Source organism: Sinorhizobium saheli (assembly GCF_001651875.1).
Lineage (GTDB): Bacteria > Pseudomonadota > Alphaproteobacteria > Rhizobiales > Rhizobiaceae > Sinorhizobium > Sinorhizobium saheli.
In genome coordinates this window covers 13,222-33,093 of sequence record NZ_LNQB01000070.1, presented here as the reverse complement: position 1 = coordinate 33,093, position 19,872 = coordinate 13,222, and the positions used below count along the sequence as shown (strand labels likewise).

Here is a 19,872-nt window from a genome sequence, read left to right as displayed (position 1 = left end):
TCTCCTTCGCCCGCCTGCGGGGAGAAGGTGCCGGCAGATGAGGGGCATTACCGAGCACGAGCAAATGCGGTGAGAAGGTGGCCGACAGCCGGGCCCTTGCCGCCCAAAACCCACAAAAAAACGGCGCCCCTTGCGAAGCGCCGTCCTTCAATTCCGATCGGAACTTAAGGCTTAGAGAGCCTGGAGGTTAACCGCCTTCGGGCCCTTGCCCATGCGGTCCGGCTCGGTGTCGAAGGCGACCTGCTGGCCGTCCTTCAGGGTGGTCAGGCCGGCGGCCTGGACGGCGGAGATGTGGACGAAAACGTCCTTCGCGCCGCCATCCGGCGTGATGAAACCAAAGCCCTTGTCCTGGTTGAAGAATTTTACGATGCCCTTGGTGGCCATGGAAGAAGTCCTTTTCCTTCAGTCTGTATTTGCCGCAACTGGGCGCGCTCATCATGCGCCTCGGCTGCCTGTGGGGGGTGTCCGCGCCCCCGAAGGGAAACGAACGTGTCGTCTTCAGCGAAAGCTGAAAGGCGTCGAGTGGTCACGATATCGGGGAAAAGACGTCTACGATGCCGCTTGCGGCTGTCCCGGCGGCAAGCCGGGCTCAAAACGAAAGTCCAGTCTCCGGGATTGAAATCGCCCGAACGCGGATAGGAGTGACAGCATTCGGGAAAAAAGGCAAGGAAAGAGTTCACACGCGCCGGGGAGGGGTCAACGCCTTATGCTAGCGGCTTTTGCGCGCCTCGCGGGCAGCAGCGCAGATCAGGTGAATGTCGTGGATTGCCTCTTTTCGACCACAATTTCGACTCGACGCTGGGCTGAGCCTGCAACGCCCGCGCGACAGGCGCGCAAGGGTAGGGTGCAACCTTCATGGGCTTGCTGCTGGCGCGGCGAACCGGTAGGTCTGAACCGGAAGGAATTGCAGTCGATGAACAACAGGTGGCCGGCGTGATCGATCCCTATGTCCTGCTTGGAATTGAGCGCGATGCCGACGAGCGGGCGATCCGCACGGCCTATCGCCGGGCGGTGAAGACGGCGCATCCGGATCGCGGCGGCGATGCCGACCAGTTCGGCAAGCTGCAGGCGGCCTATGACCTGCTGAAGGACCCGGTGCGGCGCAAGGTTTTCGACGACACCGGCTACGACCCGGAACTCGCCGACCCCAAGGACCTCAAAGGCCTGATGATGCTGGAGACGCTCGTCAACGAGTTCATCCTCGACGAGCGCGAGCCCGGCAGCTTCGACCCGGTCGCGGCGATGCGACGCAAGCTCTCCGACGACATCGTCAAGAACCGCTTCCATATCCTCGAGCTGGAGCGCCACCGCTCCCGCGTCCGCAAACACCTCGACCGCCTCGGCCGCCGCCCGGACACGGACGTGCTCGGCTCGATGCTGCGAGCCCGCAGCCAGTCGATCGCCGATGCGATCAAGAACGCCGAGGCGCAGATCGAGGCGATCGAGCAGGCCTATCAGATGCTCGAGGGATATTCCTACGAGCTGGAGGCGGCGGAGGTGAAGGCGCGCGCGGCGGAGTAGGGCCCGCCAGGGTCGCGGCGCGTCGCAGGCCGAAAACGGGACGCCGGGTAGCCGCTCGGCAGCTCCAATGCCGAGGCATTCGCGCCTCGCCGCGGTTTCGCGAGAGCAATCGAACAGGCCTCGCCATTTTGCGGTAAGCCGGCGCGGCCTGTTCGTCAGTTCCGGGCAGAGCAGAGCGGGCTCGCGCTCGCATCCAGGTTAGCAGTTATAGCGATCTGGCCGCCAAGCTAATCCAGGTTACGCTTTCCGTGGTCCTGGTTACCTTTGCCATGGTCCTGGTTGCCCTTGCCATGGTCCTGGCCGCCGCCGCCGTTATCCTGACCGCCGCCGCCATTATCGCCGCCGCCGCCGCCACCGTTGCCGCCGCCGGGGCCACCGCCGCCACCGCCGGTGCCGCCGCCAGCGCCACCGTCGTCGCCGCTACGGGGGCCTTCGGTGGACGTCGTCGAGAACGGGTTTTCGCTAATGAGCGCCGTGGACAGCGGCGGGCATGCTGCTATCTGCGCGGTGGTGAGGACATCAGCCCTGTTCTGCGCCATGCAGCAAAGCTGATAGTTGTCGTCCGTCAGTGGGCTGCACTGGTCAGCCGTGACGATGGTCGCTTCGACCGCTTGAGCCCTTACCGGCACCGCGCCGGAAACCAGAAATCCAGCCGACATAATTGCCAGGCTGGTACTCGCGAGAAATGTGCTTAAGGATTTCATTTAAACCTCCCTAATTTAGAGGTTACTGAAATCAGCAAAGTGGACGAATGTTCCGTAAAAAATTAGGGTTTTTGCGGCGAAATGCGGCGACAGATGGCTATGAACCATTAAAAGGTATGGGCGCTCAGCCGGCGGCAAACCGGGGATGCACGGCCATCTCGCAGGGCCAAGGTCCTGAAGGTTTGACGATCTCGGGTCAATGCGTCCATCCGCGACTAGGTACGCGCTCGGCTGTTTAGCCGTTTCGTACGCCGCAATCTTCCGACTGTATCGTCAAGGGCAGCGTCAGGGTCTCGACGCGGAGCGTCACCGCTGATGATTGCGCAAACACCTCCACTAGCTTGGGCAGTGGCCGGAGATCAACGTGTTTGGGGCGAACCTGCTAGCTTGCTCGCAACCGATCTCGAAAACGATCAAGACGCTGGGCGCGGGTCGAGGTGATAGAGCAGGGTTTTCGTTATGAGAGATGGTGGAGGTGAAGAAGAGCGGTGGATTAGAGCGGTATGTTGGCGTTCAGAAAGGTAGTGCGTTGAACTAGGGCCTACGACTTGCGAATTAGACGTGGTCGAACGTGGTTGCGTAGTAATCTGAACGAACGTCTCCATTCGTCGGGAAATCTTTAAAGTGTAGAGTAATGAGTGCTCTACAAAAAAACTTTTTATCTATCTTAAATCTTGGATCAAATTTACGACCAATCCGAGTAGTAAGTCGATAAAATATATCTAGCAAAAAGTGTCCATTTAGCCGGCGGCTCCAATCCAAGTCGGAAACTTCCCCGCGCTCGCCCTCGATTGACGAGACGACCCTGCAAATTTCGGTTTCTATGACTTCTGGTGAAATGTCTGGTTGACTTCCGAGAGCAGGATCACTGTACAACCTTTGAAAATTTGCCGTAGCAATGCCCGCGACATCGTGAAAGCGAGACAGCTGATCGAAGCGAGCTATAGATTCGAATGAACCCATATTCTCTTCTATGTACGATCCGATCTCTCTTTCGGATATCTCTTCTATGTCTCTTAGGGGAAAATTTTCCTTGAGGAACTTTATGATGTTATCTTGCCGCGCAAGGTCATTCTCGAAGCTATAACCGTACGTATATATTATGTTCCTGTCTTGTCTAATAACACCAATTACGTCATCATAATCACGATCAAGTAAAAATAAAGTATTTGAAGGTACTGAATCAAAACTATCGGCCATTTGTGTGATATCCGACTTCGAACCTGAGGGAAGAAAACGTATGTTGATTCCTGGTTTGAGCCTTTCTGCAAGATTGGACCAGAACAGCATGTCTAAGCTAAATGCGTCATCTTCCGAGCCTTCGTGATATGCGACGTAGTCGGCGTCGAGAAATAGAGCTCTGTTGGCTATCCCATCGGGAGATCGTTCAAACGTCGACATTATCGGCGAAGGCTTTCTATTATGCTTTCCATGCGTATCACTTGTCGCTGGTTGCCAGCGACAATGTCTGGTGAATGCGTCGCAAAGATAATTTGTGCGTGTGGATTTAGGTTTCTCAGATTGCCAACGAGCTTCCTCTGCCACTCTATATGCAGCGAAAGCTCTGGCTCGTCAGCCAAATAAATAAAAGGCGTATTTTCTTGTATCAGTGACGTAGACAGCATGATGAACAATTGCTTTTCCCCAGAAGAGAGGTTTGCTATGTCAATCTTTTTATTGTTTGCGTGAAACAATGGTTGGTTCCTTTCGTCAAAGCGGAAACTCTTGTTTACGAGGAGGTTGTTCAGTAAGTTTGAGAACTTTGTTTTGGGGCTGAATGTCTCGTCTTTATCTTTTTGGAGATCATTCCAATTTTCAACAAGCTTATGAAGTCTTATCGTGTCGGAGATAGCAATAAAGTCGTTGTATCTCAGCGGCTTCTCTTCACTGAAGTGCGATATAGATCGCTTTGCTCTGTCAAAGTGATTTTTGATCGAATTCTTGTATTTTGTATTGTCCTTGAAGAATTCGCGAAAAATTTGCTCCAGGCTGATTTGCTCCTCGTTCAAATCTAGTTGCGATGCTTCGTCCAGCTTTTCTACTGTCGCATTAAGTAACGATAAAAAATAGTTTTGTTGGAATTCCTCAATCTTTTTAGCATAAATGCCATCCAGTGAAGACAGGTATTTCGTTGTTGTTGTTATGAGTTGAGATATCTTCTGATCAACTGGATTTTTGTTGTCAGCGATCGTCCCTTTTTGCGACAGTAATCCTCTGTGCAATGGCAGCCAAATCGTTTTGGGGAGGAATTCCGCAATTGGACTCCTTTCCTGCTCATCATCGTCGCCAGTGAAAGGCAGGAACGCAAGGTTCCAGTTATGCAGGCTCGGCCTATTTTCTGGGGTCGCAACAAACTCAATTGGCTCGGAGCGGGCGCTTGCCTTATATTGATAAACGACGGCCGCGCGCGGAATGTCGTGCTTTCGCCTGATTAAAAGGGTTGGTTTGCTTTTTCCGGAAATTGGGTGAAATGTTATCAGCACTTCACTGAAGTCGATTTCTTTAAGAGAGCGTGAGTCTCCATGTAGAGATGCTCGTATAAGATTTATGAATGTCGTCTTTCCGGTCCCGTTCAATCCGATTATAAAGTTTATACTTTGGTCAAATTTGACAAATATATCCTTCTGGCCGAGAAATTCTTTAACAGTGATAGTGTCAACATACTTTGCCGTCATCGAGAATCTCCAGTCTCGCAATAATAGTATGTATCCGTGCCCGCGTGCAATCTGGTCGCGCGAGTCACACGCGGCGTTCTCTTGGCCGTCTATGAATTCAGGGCTCAGAAAATCGGCGATGGCTAGGTGCGAAAGTGGAGGCGGTTGGATGTTTAGCGCTGCTAAATTTGGAATTCGCGTCGATCAGCCGGTTCACCGCCCCGGCCGCCCCGTCTTCCCCTTCGTGCGCCCCTTGCGCCGCTTCTCCTCCGCCGGGTCCTCGTATGAGCCGATGCCCGGCTTGGCGCGGGTGAGGGTCGGCTTTTCCGGAGCCTTGCCTGGCACCGGCTTCTCGGTGCGGCCGACGGTCATCTCGTCGAGAGTGTTCTTGCGGAACAGCGACTGCCCCTCATTCGACCCGTGCCCGGCAGGGATCGCCACGTCGCGGCCCATTTCGTCGAGGTCGGGCTTGCGGAAGAGGGGGCGTTCGGTGTCGGTGCCCGGGCCCATGTCGTCGAGCGACGGCTTGGCGAAGTAGGTCTTTCCCTCGCCCTCGTGGGGAGGGTGGCCAGCAGGGGCGGGAGGGGTTTCTCGGTTTTTCCCCTCCCCAACCCTCCCCACAGGGGGGAGGGAGCGCGTCGTGCTTGCCGCGCCTTTGCGGGCCTCTTGCGACCGCGCTTCTTCCCGCGCCATCGGGTCATCCAGCACGGCGAGCTCGGTGGCCTTGAGGCGCTTGATCTCGTCGCGCAGCCGCGCGGCGGTTTCGAAGTCGAGGTCGGCGGCGGCGTCGCGCATCTGTTTTTCCAGCGCGTTGAGATGCGCCTGGAGATTGTTGCCGACGAGGTGGCCGGCCTCGGCAAAGCCCTTGCCGGAGACGCCCGAGATGTCGGCGCGGACGTGGTCGCGCTCGTAGACGGAGTCGAGGATGTCGGAGATCTTCGCCTTCACCGATTCCGGTGTGATGCCGTGCTCGGCATTGTAGGCCATCTGCTTTTCGCGGCGGCGGCTGGTCTCGTCCATCGCCCGCTGCATCGAGCCGGTGATGGTGTCGGCATAGAGAATGACCTTGCCGTCGACATTGCGGGCGGCGCGGCCGATCGTCTGGATAAGCGAGGTCTCCGAGCGCAGAAAGCCCTCTTTGTCGGCGTCCAGGATGGCGACGAAGCCGCATTCCGGGATGTCGAGGCCCTCGCGCAGGAGGTTGATGCCGACCAGCACGTCGAAGGCGCCGAGGCGCAGGTCGCGGATGATCTCGATGCGCTCCAGCGTGTCGATGTCGGAGTGCATGTAGCGCACGCGGACGCCCTGCTCGTGCAGATATTCCGTCAGGTCCTCGGCCATGCGCTTGGTGAGCACGGTGACCAGCGTGCGGTAGCCGGCGGCGGCGGTGGCGCGGATTTCGCCGAGCACGTCGTCGACCTGCGTCTTGGCCGGGCGCACCTCGACCGGCGGGTCGATGAGGCCGGTCGGGCGGATGACTTGTTCGGCAAAAACGCCGCCGGCCTGCTCCATCTCCCAGCCGCCGGGCGTCGCCGAGACGGCGATCGTGTCGGGGCGCATCGCGTCCCATTCCTCGAAGCGCAAGGGCCGGTTGTCCATGCAGGAGGGCAGGCGGAAGCCGTATTCGGCGAGCGTCGCCTTGCGGCGGAAGTCGCCGCGATACATGCCGCCGATCTGCGGAATGGTGACGTGGCTCTCGTCGATGAAGATGATGGCGTTGTCCGGGATATATTCGAACAGCGTCGGCGGCGGCTCGCCCGGCTTGCGGCCGGTGAGATAACGCGAATAGTTCTCGATGCCCTGGCAGGAGCCGGTGGCCTCGAGCATTTCGAGGTCGTAGCGGGTGCGCTGTTCGAGCCGCTGCGCCTCCAGCAGGCGTCCCGCCTTTTCCAGTTCCTCGAGCCGGAAGACCAGTTCCTCCTTGATCGCCTTGATGGCGGCATTCAGCGTCGGCCGCGGCGTCACGTAATGCGAGTTGGCGTAGATCTTTACCGATTTCAGGTCGCCGGTCTTCTGCCCGGTCAGCGGATCGAACTCGGTTATCGCGTCGATCTCGTCGCCGAACATGGAGATGCGCCAGGCGGCATCCTCCAGGTGGGCCGGGAAAATCTCGATCGTGTCGCCGCGCACGCGGAAGGAGCCGCGCTGGAAATCCATGTCGCGGCGCTTGTACTGCTGCGCCACCAGGTCGGCGAGCAATTGCCGCTGGTCGAGCCGGTCGCCGACATTCATCTGGAAGGTCATCGCCGTATAGGTCTCGACCGAGCCGATACCGTAGATGCAGGAGACCGAGGCGACGATGACGACGTCGTCGCGTTCGAGCAGCGAGCGCGTCGCCGAGTGGCGCATGCGGTCGATCTGCTCGTTGATCGAGGATTCCTTCTCGATATAGGTGTCGGAGCGCGGGACGTAGGCCTCCGGCTGATAGTAGTCGTAGTAGGAGACGAAATACTCGACGGCGTTCTCCGGGAAGAAGTTCTTGAACTCCGAATAGAGCTGGGCCGCGAGCGTCTTGTTCGGTGCCAGGATGACCGCCGGGCGCTGCGTCGCCTCGATCACCTTGGCCATGGTGAAGGTCTTGCCGGAGCCGGTGACGCCGAGCAGCACCTGGTTGCGCTCGCCGGAGGAGAGGCCTTCGACGAGATCGGCGATGGCCGTCGGCTGGTCGCCCGACGGCTGGTAATCGGTCACCATCTTGATCGCAATGCCGCCCTCGGACTTGTCCGGCCGCGGCGGTCGGTGCGGCGTCCAGAGCTTGCCGTCCTTGAACAGCGGGTTGCCGCTCTCGATCAGCTTGGCCAGCGCCTCGACGGTTGCCGTGACGCCGGAGCCGGCGGTCAGCCGGTCGGCATCCTCCAGCGCGACGTCGAGGCCGGGGACGGGGTTGAGCCCGGCGGCGGCGCGCGTCTTCGGATCGTGGCTGCCGCCGATCGAGGTGCCGCGCGCCGTCTTTCCGCTGACGCTGTCGGCACGTTGCGCCTTCGCTCCCTCTTTCTTTGATTGCGCGCCGGCGGCGTCGAGCCTGCGGCCTCGGGCCGATTCCTTGTCCGTGGAAGCCTTCGATGCAGCGATCTCGACCTTCTTGCGGTGCTTGCCCGCCTTGGAGGCGAGCGCGCGCTGGCTTTCGATGGTGCTCGCTTCGGCCTCCGCCTCCAGCTGCTTCACCCAGTCGGAGACATTGCCGGAGAGCGGCATGCCGGAAAGCGGCGCCTGCGGCGCTTCTTCGAAGCCGCTGGGCGCCGATGATTTCTTGGAGGGGTTCTTCGGATCTTGGGCCATGGCCGGAATATGGACAGAGTCAGCCGCATTGTGAAGGGGGAATGAGTACAAAAGGGAAACGGGGCGCCGGGTTCAGTTATCCGGGGCGGTGTGGTAGATGGCCGCGTTGCTCATTCCTGTGACAAGCACGGGAATGAGGGAATTTCGGCGCTTGCCGCCAGTCTTGCCGCTCGCCATCGTCAGCCTGATGATTCGCTTCCTCCCGAGGTTTTCATGCCCTTCGCCATCAATCCCGCCTATGTCTGGCCGGTCCTGCTCTTGCTCGCCTCGAATATCTTCATGACCTTCGCCTGGTACGGGCACCTGAAGTTCACCTCCTCGCCGCTCTATATCGTCATCGTCGCGAGCTGGGGGATCGCCTTCTTCGAATATTGGCTGGCCGTTCCCGCCAACCGCATCGGCCATTCGGTCTATTCGGCGGCGCAATTGAAGACGATGCAGGAGGTGATCACCCTCAGCATCTTCGTCATCTTCTCGGTCTTCTGGCTGAAGGAGCCGGTCGGCTGGCACCAGATGATCGGCTTCGCGCTCATTGCGCTCGGGGCGTCGTTCATCTTCAAGGGGTGAGGGCTGGCGGAATTGCTCCTCATCTGGCCTGCCGGCCACCTTCTCCCCGCAAGCGGGGCGAAGGGGACTCGCGGCGCCGCCCAAAGTCCCCTCTCCCCGTCGAACGGGGACAGGGTTAGGGTGAGGGGCAGGGGCGCGAGAAGAGGGGCAAATCCCGGGACGATCCGGGATCCTATTCGTCCGGGACCGGCGTCGGCTTGCCGGTCGAGTCGAGCGCCACCATGACGAAGATGGCATCGGTGACCTTTTCCATGACGTGGGAGAGGTAGCGCTGCGCCCAGGCTTCGACCTTCAGCGTCATCGAGGTGCGCCCGACCGCGACGATGTCGGTATAGATGCAGAGCGTATCGCCGATCTTCACTGGCAGGGCGAAGGCCATCTCCTTGACCGCGGCCGTCACGACGCGGCCCCTCGCGCGTTCGGCGGCGCGGATGCCGCAGGAAAGGTCCATCTGCGCCATGACCCAGCCACCGAAGATGTCGCCGGCGGCATTGGCGTCGCCGGGCATGGCAAGCGTGCGCAAGGTCAGTTCGCCGTTCGGCTTGGTCGCTGCGGTCATATGGGGCCGTCTCCCTGTTGTGTCGGTGAAGGTGTAGCGCATCGCCCGCGCGCGAGAAAAGGGCGAGGGGACGATTTTGCGCCGAAGATTTCGGGGGTGAAGCCGCATGCGAAGGTTTCCGGAGCGTTAATTCCCGGCTGCGAAATCTAATAAGTGCTTGTTAGGAGGTTTGAAAATACCTCTTCTTATCCTGCAGGCCACTCAAAGGAGGCAGGGGATGAAGAAGTTTCCAATTTCGGCGCGTCTCTACGCACTCGTGGCCTTTGCGCTGCTCACCATGGCGGCGGCGCTGACCTTCGGCCTGTTCCAGTCGCAGGACAAGCTGGTGGCTGAGCGCAAGGCGATGCTCGCGGCGATGAATGAGAATGCGATTGCAGTGTTCGCCGCCTATCATGCCCAGGAAACGGCCGGCACGTTTACGCGCGAGGAAGCGCAGAAGCGCGCCTTGGACGCGATCAAGGCGATGCGCTACCAGGACAGCGGCTATTTCTGGGTCAACGACATGCAGCCGACGATGGTTATGCATCCGATCAAGCCCGAACTCGACGGCAAGGATCTTTCCCAGAACAAGGACCCGAACGGCAAGTTCCTCTTCATGGAATTCGTGAAGACGGTGAAGGCGCAGGGCAAGGGCTTTGTCGACTACTACTGGCCGAAGCCCGGTGCCGACGAGCCCGTGTTGAAGTACTCGCATGTCGCCGGATTCGAGCCCTGGGGCTGGGTGGTCGGCACCGGTGTCTATGCGGACGACCTGGCCGCGATGTTTCGCGAGCGGGCCTGGCAGGTCGCCGGCATTCTCGCCGCTGCAGCGCTGGCGATCATGATGGCGGCGCTGGCGGTCGTGCGCAGCGTCGTGCGGCCGATCGAAAAGCTGAAGGTTTCGATGCGAGCGATCGCCGACGAGGACCTGTCCTCGGAGGTTCCCGAGACCGATCGCGGCGACGAGATCGGCCAGATGGCGAAGGTGCTCGTCGTTCTGCGTGACTCGGTCAAGGAGCGCCAGGAACTGCGCTCGCGCGAAGCGGAGCAGCAGGACCGGCTGAGCGCCGAGCGGCGCGGCAACGAGGAGCGTCAGCACGCCACGGCGCAGGCGCAGGCGGAGGCGATGGAAACGATCGGCGCCGCGCTGGAGCGGCTGGCGAGGGGCGATCTCACCGCCGAGATCGTGCGGATCGCGCCGGAATACGCCAAGCTCAAGGATGATTTCAACACGGCGGTGGCTGCGCTTTGCGATGTCATCGGCGCCATTTCGCAGTCGACCGAAGTCGTATACGGCAGCGCCGGGGATATTTCCCAGGCGGCGAGCAACCTGTCGCGCCGGACCGAACAGCAGGCCGCTGCGCTTGAGGAAACCGCGGCGGCGCTCGACGAGATCACCTCGACCGTGCGCCATGCCTCGGATCGCGCCCATGAAGCGCGCGACATGGTCAACGAGACCAAGGCGAGCGCCGCGAAATCCGGCGGCATCGTGCGCAACGCCATCGATGCCATGGGCCGAATCGAAGATTCGTCGAGCCGGATCAGCCAGATCATCGGCGTCATCGACGAGATCGCCTTCCAGACCAACCTGCTGGCGCTCAATGCGGGTGTCGAGGCGGCGCGGGCGGGCGAGGCGGGCCGCGGCTTTGCCGTCGTCGCCCAGGAGGTGCGCGAGCTTGCCCAGCGTTCGGCGGGCGCAGCCAAGGAGATCAAGGACCTGATCAACACGTCGGTGAAGGAGGTCGGCGCGGGCGTGGAGCTCGTTCGCTCGACCGGCGACGCGCTGATGGAAATCGAGACCCTGGTCAACCGGGTGAACGAGCAGGTCGCCTCGATCGCCACCGCCGCCCGCGAGCAGGCGACGGGCCTGCAGGAGGTCAACACCGCGGTCAACAGCATGGACCAGATGACGCAGCAGAATGCGGCCATGGTCGAGGAGACGACCGCGGCGAGCCAGACGCTGGCGAATGAGAGCCGCGAGCTGAAGGCCCTGCTCGAAAGGTTCCGGCTGCAGGAACAGGACCGAAACGCTGCCTTCGGCAGAGCGGCGTGACGGCGAAAGCAAACGAGGCCCGCATCCGGAAGGATGCGGGCCTTTCCGATTCCGGCAGGCGGCGTCAAGGCGGCGGCAAATCCCAGGGTTGTCGGCCCCGGATGCATTTCGCGTGAATTGACGCGTTGCCCGCGGAAGGTGAGATCGACCGGGGAGGGAGTGGCTTCGAAGGAATGTGGTGAGCCGCCGACAAGGCTTCGTTTACCACGATTGCATAAACTGCCTTGAGAAATCGCCTTTTTCGGTAGCGCGCCGCCTCGTGACATGGCCGGCGGTCAGTTTCGTCACGGGCGGGCGGCGCACCGCCGAGGCATCGGCCTGGTGCTGGACGAAGGCGGCAATGAGTATGGCGTATGTTTCTCTTCTCCATCGGCCGTTGACGGCGCTTCTCCTGTCCATCCCGCTCGTCGCCTGCACGACCGATGTGCTTTCGCCGCCGACGCGGATCGACAGCAGCGCTCGTGTCGGCGCCATCCGGCCCGCGGCAATGGCGGAGCCCGAGCAGGAGGTCGCGGCCTATCCTTCGGCAGAACCCGTCGCGGCGGTTGCCGAGCCTGCTGGCGCTTCGGCATCTGCGGGGCCCGGCCGGCAGCCCGTAATCGACGATGCGTCGATGCCGGAGCAGGTCGCGAGCGCCGGCCCCATGACGGTTCCGCCCGAGGGCGTCAATATGGATGCCATGCTCGGCGTTCAGCCGGTTGTCGGCCTGGCCGAGGAACAGGCCGGCGACATCGCCGAGGGTACGACCTCGCAGCCGGTGGTCGGCGGCATCGGCGAGGATCATGTGCGGCAGCTCGGTGCCGGGTCGCAACCGGTACCGGTCGCGGAGGCAAGCCCCGGCTATGACCCCGACCTGCCGCCGTTGACGCCGGCGCCGGGCGCAGCCGAGGAGGTGAGGAGGGCGGGCCGTCTCCAGCCGCAGCGCGCGAGGGCCGAGGAGCCTGAGCAGGTGGCTTTTCTGCCGCGCGCCCGCAGCCCGCTTTCGACGCCGGATTATACCGGCGAAATGCCGCGCTCCGAGATAGCCTGCCGCCAGCGGCTGAAGAAACTCGGCGTCGTCTTCCGCGACGTGCCGCGCATCTCCAATGGGCCGTCCTGCGGCATCGACTATCCGGTCGAGCTCAGCGGGCTCTCCGGCAACATCGGCGTCAGGCCCGCCGTCCAGCTCAACTGCCAGGTGACCGAAGCCTTCGCCAAATGGGTCAAGTACGAGCTGGCGCCGTCGTCGCGCTACCGATACTGGTCGGGCGTCAAGACGATCAAGCCTCTCGGCGGCTATTCCTGCCGGACGATGAACTCGCGCCGCGGCAATCCGATGTCGGAACATGCGCGCGGCAACGCCATCGACGTCGGCAAGTTCGTGCTCAAGAACGGCAAGGAAATCGACGTGCGCCGGAAGGGCTTCTTCGCTTTCCGTGAGCGCGGGCTGCTGAAGGCGGTACGGGCCGACAGCTGCAAGTATTTCAACACCGTGCTCGGTCCCGGCAGCGACCCGTTCCACAAGGACCACTTCCACTTCGATCTGAGGACGCGCAGGTCCGGCTACCGGCATTGCGACTGATTTAGAGACGGATCGGGCCCGCTGCGTCGATCATCGGTTGTCGCCTGCTTCCGGTTTTCGAAGATTCGATCTCGCGTGTGAGCGAAGCTGTGCGATAATTCCGTCCCTGCGGCCGGCCTGGGGAGCCTGGCGGCTCGCCTGTCGGACCATACGCTATATATTATATTTAATTGTATAATGATAACGGGGGCAAGCCATGCCTGCAGAGGCAATCGCCAGACCAGACGTCAGGGGCTTCTACGAACTCCGCACGGGGAGCATCCAGTATATCGTCGCGGATCCGTTGACGCGGCGCTGCGCCATCATCGATCCCGTTCTCGATTTCGACGAGAAGTCGGGAGCGACCGCAACGGTTCAGGCGGATTTGATTCTCGAATGCGTCGCCGAGAACGAACTGACCGTCGAATGGATCCTCGATACCCATCCCCATGCGGACCATTTCTCGGCCGCCGCCTATTTGAAAGAAAAGACGGGTGCGCCGACCGGCATCGGTACCGAAATCGTTCAGGTCCAGAAGCTTTGGAAGGAAATTTATAATCTGCCGGAGCTTGCGGCAGACGGTTCGCAATGGGACCATCTTTTCGCCGACGGCGAGCGCTTTTCCGTCGGCACGATCGAAGGGCGGGTGATCTATTCGCCGGGGCATACGCTCGCGTCCGTGACCTATGTGATCGGGGACGCCGCCTTCGTCCACGACACGATCTTCATGCCCGACAGCGGCACGGCGCGCACGGACTTCCCCGGCGGCGATGCCCGCCAGCTGTGGCGCTCGATCGGCGCAATCCTCGCGCTGGCGGACGAAACCCGCATCTTTACCGGCCACGACTATCGGCCGAACGGCCGGGAGCCGCGCTGGGAAAGCACGGTCGGCGAGGAGAAGCGCTGCAATCTCCATCTCGCCGGCGTGACCGAGGAGCATTTCGTTGAGTTGCGCGAGGCGCGAGACCGGACGCTGCCGATGCCGAAGCTGATCCTGCATGCCTTGCAGGTGAATATTCGCGGCGGCCGCCTTCCGGAGCCGGAGGCCAATGGCGCGCGTTACCTGAAGTTTCCGCTGAACGCTCTGAACGGCGCTGCGTGGGGCTGAGGATATGGACATGGGAACGGTGACGAAATTCCGAAACCTTCGTCCCGACATGGAAGAGCGGGCGAGCGAAGCCGCGGCGCTTTTGAAGACGCTCGCAAACCCGAACCGGCTGATGATCGTCTGCACCCTCGTGGAAGGCGAGCACTCGGTCGGCCAGCTGGAAGAGATGCTCGGCATCCACCAGCCCACCCTGTCGCAACAGCTGACCGTGTTACGCGAAGCGGGCATCGTTGCGACGCGGCGCGAAGCCAAGCAGATCTTCTACCGTCTGGCCGAGGATAAGGCGGCGCGGCTGGTGATGGCGCTCCATGAAATCCTCTGCCACGAGGGCGCCAGACGGTGAGTGCTTCTCTGGCATCTCGCGATGGCGACGCCCGATCCCGTCGGGGGGACTGGCGCCGCTTGATGTTTGGTTGACGCAGCGTCACCCGCAAATTTGGGTTCGGGCGGGCTGCAAAAGCGGATGAATCGGCCCATATAGAGCAGCATCCTGCCGATTTCACACCGCTTCCGGGTTCGTTTTCATGGCGCCGATCGTTTCCATCTCCAATCTGTCGAAGACCTATGCCTCCGGGTTCGAGGCGCTGAAGGGCGTCAGCCTCGATATAGAGGAGGGCGAAATCCTAGCTTTGCTCGGGCCGAACGGCGCGGGCAAGACGACGCTGATCTCGATCATCTGCGGCATCGTCAATGCGACCAGCGGCAAGGTCACCGTCGGCGGCCGTGACGTCGTGCGCGACTTTCGCGACACCCGGTCGATGATCGGCCTCGTGCCGCAGGAGCTGACGACCGACGCCTTCGAGACGGTCTGGAACACCGTGTCCTTTTCGCGCGGGCTGCACGGCAAGAAGCCGGATCCCGCCCATATCGAGAAGGTGCTGAAGGACCTCTCGCTCTGGAACAAGAAGGACAGCACGCTGCGGGAGCTGTCGGGCGGCATGAAGCGACGGGTGCTGATAGCCAAGGCCCTCTCGCACGAGCCGCGCGTGCTCTTCCTCGACGAGCCGACCGCCGGCGTCGACGTCAGCCTGCGCAAGAGCATGTGGGACGTCGTGGAGCGGTTGCGCGCCTCCGGCGTGACGATCATCCTGACGACGCACTACATCGAAGAGGCGGAGGAGATTGCCGACCGCATCGCCGTCATCAACGGCGGCGAGATCCTGCTGGTGGAAGAGAAGGACGCGCTGATGGCAAAGCTCGGGCGCAAGCAGTTGCGCGTCGATCTCGCGCATCCGCTGGAGCGGATCCCTGAGTCGTTGTCGTCCTACAACCTGACGCTCGACGAAGAAGGCCAATGCCTGATCTATGACTACGACACCAGCGCCGAGCGGACCGGGATCACGGCGCTGCTCGCGGCGCTGGCCGAGACCGGCATCAGGCTTCGGGACCTCTCGACGCGGCAGAGTTCGCTCGAGGATATTTTCGTGGAGATCGTGGAGGCGGGGCGATGAACATCGAGGCGGTAAAATCCATCTATTTCTTCGAGATGGCGCGCACGCGCCGCACGCTCCTGCAGAGCGTCGTCTCGCCGGTGATCTCCACGTCGCTCTATTTCATCGTCTTCGGGGCGGCGATCGGCGGGCGCATCCAGGAGATCGACGGCGTATCCTATGGCGCCTTCATCACGCCGGGCCTGATGATGCTGACGCTGCTGACGCAATGCATCGGCAACGGCTCCTTCGGCATCTATTTCCCGAAGTTCACCGGCACGATCTATGAAGTGCTGTCCTCGCCGATCTCCATGCTGGAGATCGTCCTCGGCTATGTCGGGGCGGCGGCGACGAAGGGACTGATGATCGGCACGATCATCCTGATCACCGCGTCGCTGTTCGTCGATCTCAGCATCGCTCATCCCTTCGCGATGATCTTCTTCTTCGTGCTGACGGCGGTGACGTTCAGCCTCTTCGGCTTCATCATCGGCATCTGGGCCAAGGATTTCGAGCAGCTGAACCTGATCCCGATGCTGGTGATCCCGCCGCTCGTCTTCCTCGGCGGCAGCTTCTACTCGATCGACATGCTGCCGCCCTTCTGGCGCGCGGTCAGCCATTTCAATCCGGTGCTCTATCTGATCAGCGGATTCCGCTGGAGCTTCTTCGAGATTTCCGACGTCAATCCGCTCGCCAGCGCGGCCATCATGCTGGTTTTCCTGGCGCTCTGCATGTCCGTTCTGACGTGGATCTTCCGCACGGGCTACAAGCTGCGAAACTGAACTCAGTCCCTCAGCCGCAGCTCGTCGGATTGCATCTGCAGGAAGTCCAGCGTCGAGAGGAAGCTCATGCCGAGCAGGCTCCGGTCGAGTGCGCCTTCGGCTGCGACCATCGCGCCGATATTGTTCCGCCGGATCGGGCCGATAGAGATCTCCGACAGGGTGACGGGCGCCGCCAGCGTCCGCCCGTTCGCCGTCATCACCGTTACCGTGTAGCCGAGACGCGACGGATCGAGGCCGATCCTTTCTGCATCCTCATAGGTAAGCGCGATGCTGCTCGCGCCGGTATCGACAAGCATGCTGACCTTATGCCCGTTGACCGTCGTATCGACGGCGAAGTGGCCGTCGATACGCTTTTGCAGCACGACCTCCTGCTGTCCTTCACTGTCGGTGATGACCATCGCACGCCCGGGCAGGAGCCCCGCCAGCAGCCGGTCGCCGAAGGACTGCAACTCGAAGCGGTAGACGTAGATCGATACGAGGACGAGGGCGATGAGCAGCCATGTCAGCATCTGGCGCAAGCTCTCGCCGAAGCTGCGGCGGCTCCTGAGGGCGGCGGCGGCGAAAAGCGTTGCCAGCGCGCTCAAGGCGACGAGCCGTCCGAAGTCGTCATTGTTGATGCCGAACGTCTGGCCGGCATCGTGGTTGGCGATCAGGAGACCCAGGCCGATGGCGAGAATTGCGAGCAGGAGGGTCAGCGGGTTCATATGCCGTTGCGTTCTCGCGCCAGTCGGGAGCGGCGCGTCTCCCGGCGTGGCTTGCGCTCCACGGTCTCCAGGCGCGCGGGCAGAGCCTGCATGATGCCGTGCCGCTCGGCATCGGTGTAGAGCGTCCAGGAGCCGATCTCCTCGCGCGTGCGGCCGCAGCCGAAACAATAGCCGGTCCTGTCGTCGATCGCGCAGACAAGAATGCAGGGGGATTCCATGGTCCGGACGGTGCTCTGCTGGTGGTTGCTTCGGACTATATCGGCCTTTCAGATCGCCAGTGCAAGAGCGCCGAGGATGGCGATCTCGGCTAGTTGCTGAGTGGCGCCGATGGTGTCGCCGGTATGGCCGCCGAGCTTGCGTTCGGCGATCTTGCCGAAACCGCGGACGGAAGCCGCGTAGGCCGCAAGCGAAAGGACGACGCCGATCGCCGGAACGCCCGCCGCGAAGAAGAGGAGGAGCGCGAGGACGACGCCGGAGCCCAGGGCGAAGGATGCGGCCTGCGGTTCGGGGGCGCCGGCGGCGACGGCAACGCCGTCGCGCCGGGCCGGCGGCAGGCGCGACCAGTGCCAGACCATTGCGGCGCGGCTGAGTGCGGCGGTTGCGACCAGTGCAAAGGCCCCGCCGAGCGGCGTCAGCAGCGGCAGGAAGGCGGCGAGCGCGGAGACGCGAAGCCCGAAGGAAAGGATGAGCGCCACGGCGGCGTAGGTGCCGATGCGGCTGTCCTTCATGATCGTCAGGGCGCTTTCCCGGTCGCGGCCGCCGCCAAGGCCATCCGCCGTGTCGCCGAGACCATCCTCGTGCAAAGCGCCGGTGAGGAGCGCCTGCATGGCGACGATGACGAAGGCGGTGAAGAGCGAGCTTGTCTCAAGCGCGATCAACAGCGCCGAGACGATGCCCGCCGGCAGGGAGATCACGATCCCCGCAAGCGGAAGGGCACGCGCGGCGCGGCTGAGGCGACCGTCGTAATCGGCAAAATAACGCTGCGGCACGGGCAGGCGGCTCAGGAATGCCACCGAGCGTGCCACGTCGTTCCAGAGATCGCCGATATATGTCATTTCGCCTCCTGCGGGCCCACTGCATCTGTCCTTGAATCGACCTCGGTTTAAGGACGAGGACATGCCGCAATTCAAGGTGCTGCAGCGACCTTTGCGGGTCTGACGGCGCTGTAGAATCGCCGAGCCCTCGGCAATCATGCGCGGCGACAGCAATTGGCGCAAATGCCGTTGCCGTCGACGATGCCACCCTCTATGAACGGCGAAACGACGCTTCAGAAACGCAAGGATTGTCCATGAGTGCCAGCGGCCTGCCGTTCGATGACTTCCGTGAATTGCTGCGCAACCTGCCGGGGCCGGATACGGCGGCGCTGGTTGCGGCGCGCGAGCGGGACGCGCAACTGACGAAGCCGCCGGGCGCGCTCGGGCGTCTCGAGGAAATCGCCTTCTGGCTTGCCGCCTGGACGGGGCGTCCGCCGGCGGTCAATCGGCCGCTGGTGGCGATCTTCGCCGGCAATCATGGCGTGACCCGTCAGGGTGTGACGCCCTTTCCGCCGTCGGTGACGGCGCAGATGGTGGAGAATTTTTCTGCCGGCGGTGCCGCCATCAACCAGATCTGCGTGACGCACGACCTCGGGCTCAAGGTCTTCGATCTTGCGCTCGATTACCCGACCGGCGACATCACCGAGGAGGCCGCGCTTTCCGAGCGCGACTGCGCCGCCACCATGGCCTTCGGCATGGAGGCGATCGCCGGCGGCACGGACCTGCTCTGCATCGGCGAGATGGGCATCGGCAACACGACGATCGCCGCCGCGATCAATCTCGGCCTCTATGGCGGCACTGCGGAAGAGTGGGTGGGCCCGGGCACCGGGTCCGAAGGAGAGGTGCTGAAGCGCAAGATCGCCGCCGTCGAAAAGGCCGTTGCGCTGCATCGCGACCATCTGGCCGATCCGCTCGAGCTGATGCGCCGGCTCGGTGGACGTGAGATCGCCGCGATGGCTGGCGCCATTCTTGCGGCGCGCATGCAGAAAGTCCCCGTCATCATCGACGGCTACGTGGCGACGGCGGCGGCGGCAATCCTGAAGGCCGCCAACCCGGCGGCGCTCGACCATTGCCTGATCGGCCATGTTTCGGCCGAACCCGGGCACATCCGCGCCATCGAAAAACTCGGCAAGACGCCGCTCCTGGCGCTCGGCATGCGGCTCGGCGAAGGCACCGGCGCGGCGCTTGCCGCCGGTATCGTCAAGGCCGCGGCCGCCTGCCATGGCGGCATGGCGACCTTCGCCCAGGCCGGCGTCAGCAACAAGGGCTGATGGCGGACGAAGCTCTTTCCGCAGCGGGTCTGCACGCGAGTTCATGCCGTGGCAGCGCGTGCTCCCTTGCTGTCGATTGGCCGTCAGGCATGCTATTCTCGCGCGTCGCAGGTCTTGATGCAGGGCCGCTTCTCGCCTATCGGGAAGGGCCGGCGCAGACGGTTTCGTCGGCGCCCGAATGCGGAGGCGCGGTTTCACGCTTTCCAGGCGAAGTCGCCTTGCATTCGCCTCAATCAGACTGTCGATGCTCAGCCTATCCCGAGCCCGCGAGACGATATGGACGCCAAGAACACCAGCCCCCGCGACGGCCAGACCAGGCCCGTCGACAAGCATACCGGCATCCGGCACTTCTTCGCGGCGGCCAGCTATTCGCTCGGCGGTGCTAAGCGGTTGATCGGCGAGGCGGCCTTCCGGCACGAGCTCATCGCCTTCGCCGTCGCGATGGTGGCGTTCGTGATCGCCGGCGCGACATTCTTCCAGTATGTTGCGATGGCAATCCTGTTCCTGTTGATGATGGCCTTCGAGGCGATCAACACGGCGATCGAGGAGATCGTCGACCGCGTCTCGCCGGAAATCTCCGAAATGGGCAAGCATGCAAAGGATCTCGGATCCTTCGCCTGCCTCTGCGTGATCGTCGCGAATTGCGCCTATGCCTTCTACGTGGTGTTCCTGGCGCGTTTCCTGGGGTGA

At 62.1% G+C, this 19,872-nt stretch carries 18 protein-coding genes and 1 pseudogene; 10 read left to right on the top strand and 9 right to left on the bottom strand.

Annotation, left to right across the window (positions count from 1 at the left end):
• Positions 1 to 171: 171 nt before the first annotated feature.
• On the bottom strand, positions 172 to 384 hold the full coding sequence (locus ATB98_RS10815) for a cold-shock protein (protein ID WP_066873290.1): 213 nt from the start codon (positions 382 to 384) through the stop codon (positions 172 to 174).
• A gap of 519 nt (positions 385 to 903) precedes the next feature.
• Between ATB98_RS10815 and ATB98_RS10810 the strand changes: the two genes are divergently transcribed.
• Positions 904 to 1,521, top strand: coding sequence for a J domain-containing protein (locus ATB98_RS10810; RefSeq protein WP_084435435.1), 618 nt, complete (start codon positions 904 to 906; stop codon positions 1,519 to 1,521).
• 230 nt (positions 1,522 to 1,751) lie between these two features.
• On the opposite strand, the pseudogene ATB98_RS29770 reads toward ATB98_RS10810, so the two are convergent.
• From ATB98_RS29770 to uvrB, 4 genes and pseudogenes are all read right to left on the bottom strand, one after another.
• A pseudogene (locus ATB98_RS29770) lies at positions 1,752 to 2,225 on the bottom strand (hypothetical protein); the annotation flags it as partial.
• Between the two features lie 555 nt (positions 2,226 to 2,780).
• Complete coding sequence (locus ATB98_RS27945) at positions 2,781 to 3,626, bottom strand: DUF4435 domain-containing protein (RefSeq protein WP_084435428.1); 846 nt, start codon at positions 3,624 to 3,626, stop codon at positions 2,781 to 2,783.
• Positions 3,626 to 4,900: an AAA family ATPase gene (locus tag ATB98_RS10800; protein WP_066873283.1), complete on the bottom strand. Its 1,275-nt coding sequence runs from the start codon at positions 4,898 to 4,900 to the stop codon at positions 3,626 to 3,628. Before ATB98_RS10800 ends, ATB98_RS27945 begins: the two co-directional genes overlap by 1 nt.
• A 192-nt stretch (positions 4,901 to 5,092) precedes the next feature.
• Positions 5,093 to 8,158 (bottom strand): excinuclease ABC subunit UvrB, encoded by a 3,066-nt coding sequence (gene uvrB / locus ATB98_RS10795; protein WP_066873280.1) that lies wholly within the window; start codon positions 8,156 to 8,158, stop codon positions 5,093 to 5,095.
• 213 nt (positions 8,159 to 8,371) lie between these two features.
• Between uvrB and ATB98_RS10790 the strand changes: the two genes are divergently transcribed.
• A complete protein-coding gene (locus ATB98_RS10790) occupies positions 8,372 to 8,725 on the top strand; it encodes a DMT family protein (protein WP_066873277.1) in 354 nt (117 codons plus the stop codon).
• Between the two features lie 172 nt (positions 8,726 to 8,897).
• Here the strand turns inward: ATB98_RS10790 and ATB98_RS10785 are convergent, their stop codons facing one another.
• A complete protein-coding gene (locus tag ATB98_RS10785; protein ID WP_066873274.1) occupies positions 8,898 to 9,284 on the bottom strand; it encodes an acyl-CoA thioesterase in 387 nt (128 codons plus the stop codon).
• Between the two features lie 217 nt (positions 9,285 to 9,501).
• Here ATB98_RS10785 and ATB98_RS10780 point away from each other — a divergent pair, with 217 nt between their 5' ends.
• The 6 genes from ATB98_RS10780 (at position 9,502) to ATB98_RS10755 (ending at position 16,173) form a co-directional block, all read left to right on the top strand.
• Entirely contained in the window at positions 9,502 to 11,316 is a 1,815-nt protein-coding gene (locus tag ATB98_RS10780; protein ID WP_066873270.1) for a methyl-accepting chemotaxis protein, read from the top strand.
• A gap of 346 nt (positions 11,317 to 11,662) precedes the next feature.
• Positions 11,663 to 12,877: an extensin-like domain-containing protein gene (locus tag ATB98_RS10775; protein WP_066873268.1), complete on the top strand. Its 1,215-nt coding sequence runs from the start codon at positions 11,663 to 11,665 to the stop codon at positions 12,875 to 12,877.
• A 196-nt stretch (positions 12,878 to 13,073) separates the two neighbouring features.
• Entirely contained in the window at positions 13,074 to 13,964 is an 891-nt protein-coding gene (locus ATB98_RS10770) for an MBL fold metallo-hydrolase (RefSeq protein WP_066873265.1), read from the top strand.
• Positions 13,965 to 13,974: 10 nt separating this feature from the next.
• Positions 13,975 to 14,307, top strand: coding sequence for a sulfite-sensing transcriptional repressor BigR (gene bigR / locus ATB98_RS10765; protein WP_066873261.1), 333 nt, complete (start codon positions 13,975 to 13,977; stop codon positions 14,305 to 14,307).
• Between the two features lie 181 nt (positions 14,308 to 14,488).
• Positions 14,489 to 15,415, top strand: coding sequence for an ABC transporter ATP-binding protein (locus ATB98_RS10760; RefSeq protein WP_066873258.1), 927 nt, complete (start codon positions 14,489 to 14,491; stop codon positions 15,413 to 15,415).
• Entirely contained in the window at positions 15,412 to 16,173 is a 762-nt protein-coding gene (locus ATB98_RS10755) for an ABC transporter permease (RefSeq protein WP_066873255.1), read from the top strand. Before ATB98_RS10760 ends, ATB98_RS10755 begins: the two co-directional genes overlap by 4 nt.
• 2 nt (positions 16,174 to 16,175) lie before the next feature.
• Here ATB98_RS10755 and ATB98_RS10750 read toward each other — a convergent pair whose 3' ends face one another.
• Genes ATB98_RS10750 through ATB98_RS10740 form a run of 3 tightly spaced genes read right to left on the bottom strand, consistent with a single transcriptional unit; the run spans position 16,176 to position 17,932 of the window.
• Positions 16,176 to 16,877, bottom strand: a complete 702-nt coding sequence (locus tag ATB98_RS10750) for a TIGR02281 family clan AA aspartic protease (protein WP_066873252.1) — start codon at positions 16,875 to 16,877, stop codon at positions 16,176 to 16,178.
• Entirely contained in the window at positions 16,874 to 17,095 is a 222-nt protein-coding gene (locus tag ATB98_RS10745) for a DUF1289 domain-containing protein (RefSeq protein WP_066873245.1), read from the bottom strand. Before ATB98_RS10745 ends, ATB98_RS10750 begins: the two co-directional genes overlap by 4 nt.
• Positions 17,096 to 17,143: 48 nt before the next feature.
• Positions 17,144 to 17,932 carry an adenosylcobinamide-GDP ribazoletransferase gene (locus ATB98_RS10740; RefSeq protein ID WP_066873243.1) on the bottom strand — a complete coding sequence of 263 codons (789 nt, stop codon included), beginning with the start codon at positions 17,930 to 17,932 and terminating at the stop codon, positions 17,144 to 17,146.
• Between the two features lie 233 nt (positions 17,933 to 18,165).
• On the opposite strand from ATB98_RS10740, the gene cobT reads away from it, so the two are divergent.
• Entirely contained in the window at positions 18,166 to 19,182 is a 1,017-nt protein-coding gene (gene cobT / locus ATB98_RS10735; RefSeq protein WP_066873241.1) for a nicotinate-nucleotide--dimethylbenzimidazole phosphoribosyltransferase, read from the top strand.
• Between the two features lie 276 nt (positions 19,183 to 19,458).
• The gene (locus tag ATB98_RS10730; protein ID WP_066873239.1) at positions 19,459 to 19,872 is read left to right on the top strand and encodes a diacylglycerol kinase; all 414 of its coding nucleotides are present in this window, start codon (positions 19,459 to 19,461) and stop codon (positions 19,870 to 19,872) included.

Bases quoted from the DNA above. Each gene is read 5' to 3' on its own strand.
- ATB98_RS10815 (WP_066873290.1), bottom strand. From the start codon at position 384: ATGGCCACCAAGGGCATCGTAAAATTCTTCAACCAGGACAAGGGCTTT.
- ATB98_RS27945 (WP_084435428.1), bottom strand. From the start codon at position 3,626: ATGTCGACGTTTGAACGATCTCCCGATGGGATAGCCAACAGAGCTCTA.
- ATB98_RS10800 (WP_066873283.1), bottom strand. From the start codon at position 4,900: ATGACGGCAAAGTATGTTGACACTATCACTGTTAAAGAATTTCTCGGC.
- uvrB (WP_066873280.1), bottom strand. From the start codon at position 8,158: ATGGCCCAAGATCCGAAGAACCCCTCCAAGAAATCATCGGCGCCCAGC.
- ATB98_RS10790 (WP_066873277.1), top strand. From the start codon at position 8,372: ATGCCCTTCGCCATCAATCCCGCCTATGTCTGGCCGGTCCTGCTCTTG.
- ATB98_RS10785 (WP_066873274.1), bottom strand. From the start codon at position 9,284: ATGACCGCAGCGACCAAGCCGAACGGCGAACTGACCTTGCGCACGCTT.
- ATB98_RS10780 (WP_066873270.1), top strand. From the start codon at position 9,502: ATGAAGAAGTTTCCAATTTCGGCGCGTCTCTACGCACTCGTGGCCTTT.
- ATB98_RS10775 (WP_066873268.1), top strand. From the start codon at position 11,663: ATGGCGTATGTTTCTCTTCTCCATCGGCCGTTGACGGCGCTTCTCCTG.
- ATB98_RS10770 (WP_066873265.1), top strand. From the start codon at position 13,074: ATGCCTGCAGAGGCAATCGCCAGACCAGACGTCAGGGGCTTCTACGAA.
- bigR (WP_066873261.1), top strand. From the start codon at position 13,975: ATGGGAACGGTGACGAAATTCCGAAACCTTCGTCCCGACATGGAAGAG.
- ATB98_RS10760 (WP_066873258.1), top strand. From the start codon at position 14,489: ATGGCGCCGATCGTTTCCATCTCCAATCTGTCGAAGACCTATGCCTCC.
- ATB98_RS10755 (WP_066873255.1), top strand. From the start codon at position 15,412: ATGAACATCGAGGCGGTAAAATCCATCTATTTCTTCGAGATGGCGCGC.
- ATB98_RS10750 (WP_066873252.1), bottom strand. From the start codon at position 16,877: ATGAACCCGCTGACCCTCCTGCTCGCAATTCTCGCCATCGGCCTGGGT.
- ATB98_RS10745 (WP_066873245.1), bottom strand. From the start codon at position 17,095: ATGGAATCCCCCTGCATTCTTGTCTGCGCGATCGACGACAGGACCGGC.
- ATB98_RS10740 (WP_066873243.1), bottom strand. From the start codon at position 17,932: ATGACATATATCGGCGATCTCTGGAACGACGTGGCACGCTCGGTGGCA.
- cobT (WP_066873241.1), top strand. From the start codon at position 18,166: ATGAGTGCCAGCGGCCTGCCGTTCGATGACTTCCGTGAATTGCTGCGC.
- ATB98_RS10730 (WP_066873239.1), top strand. From the start codon at position 19,459: ATGGACGCCAAGAACACCAGCCCCCGCGACGGCCAGACCAGGCCCGTC.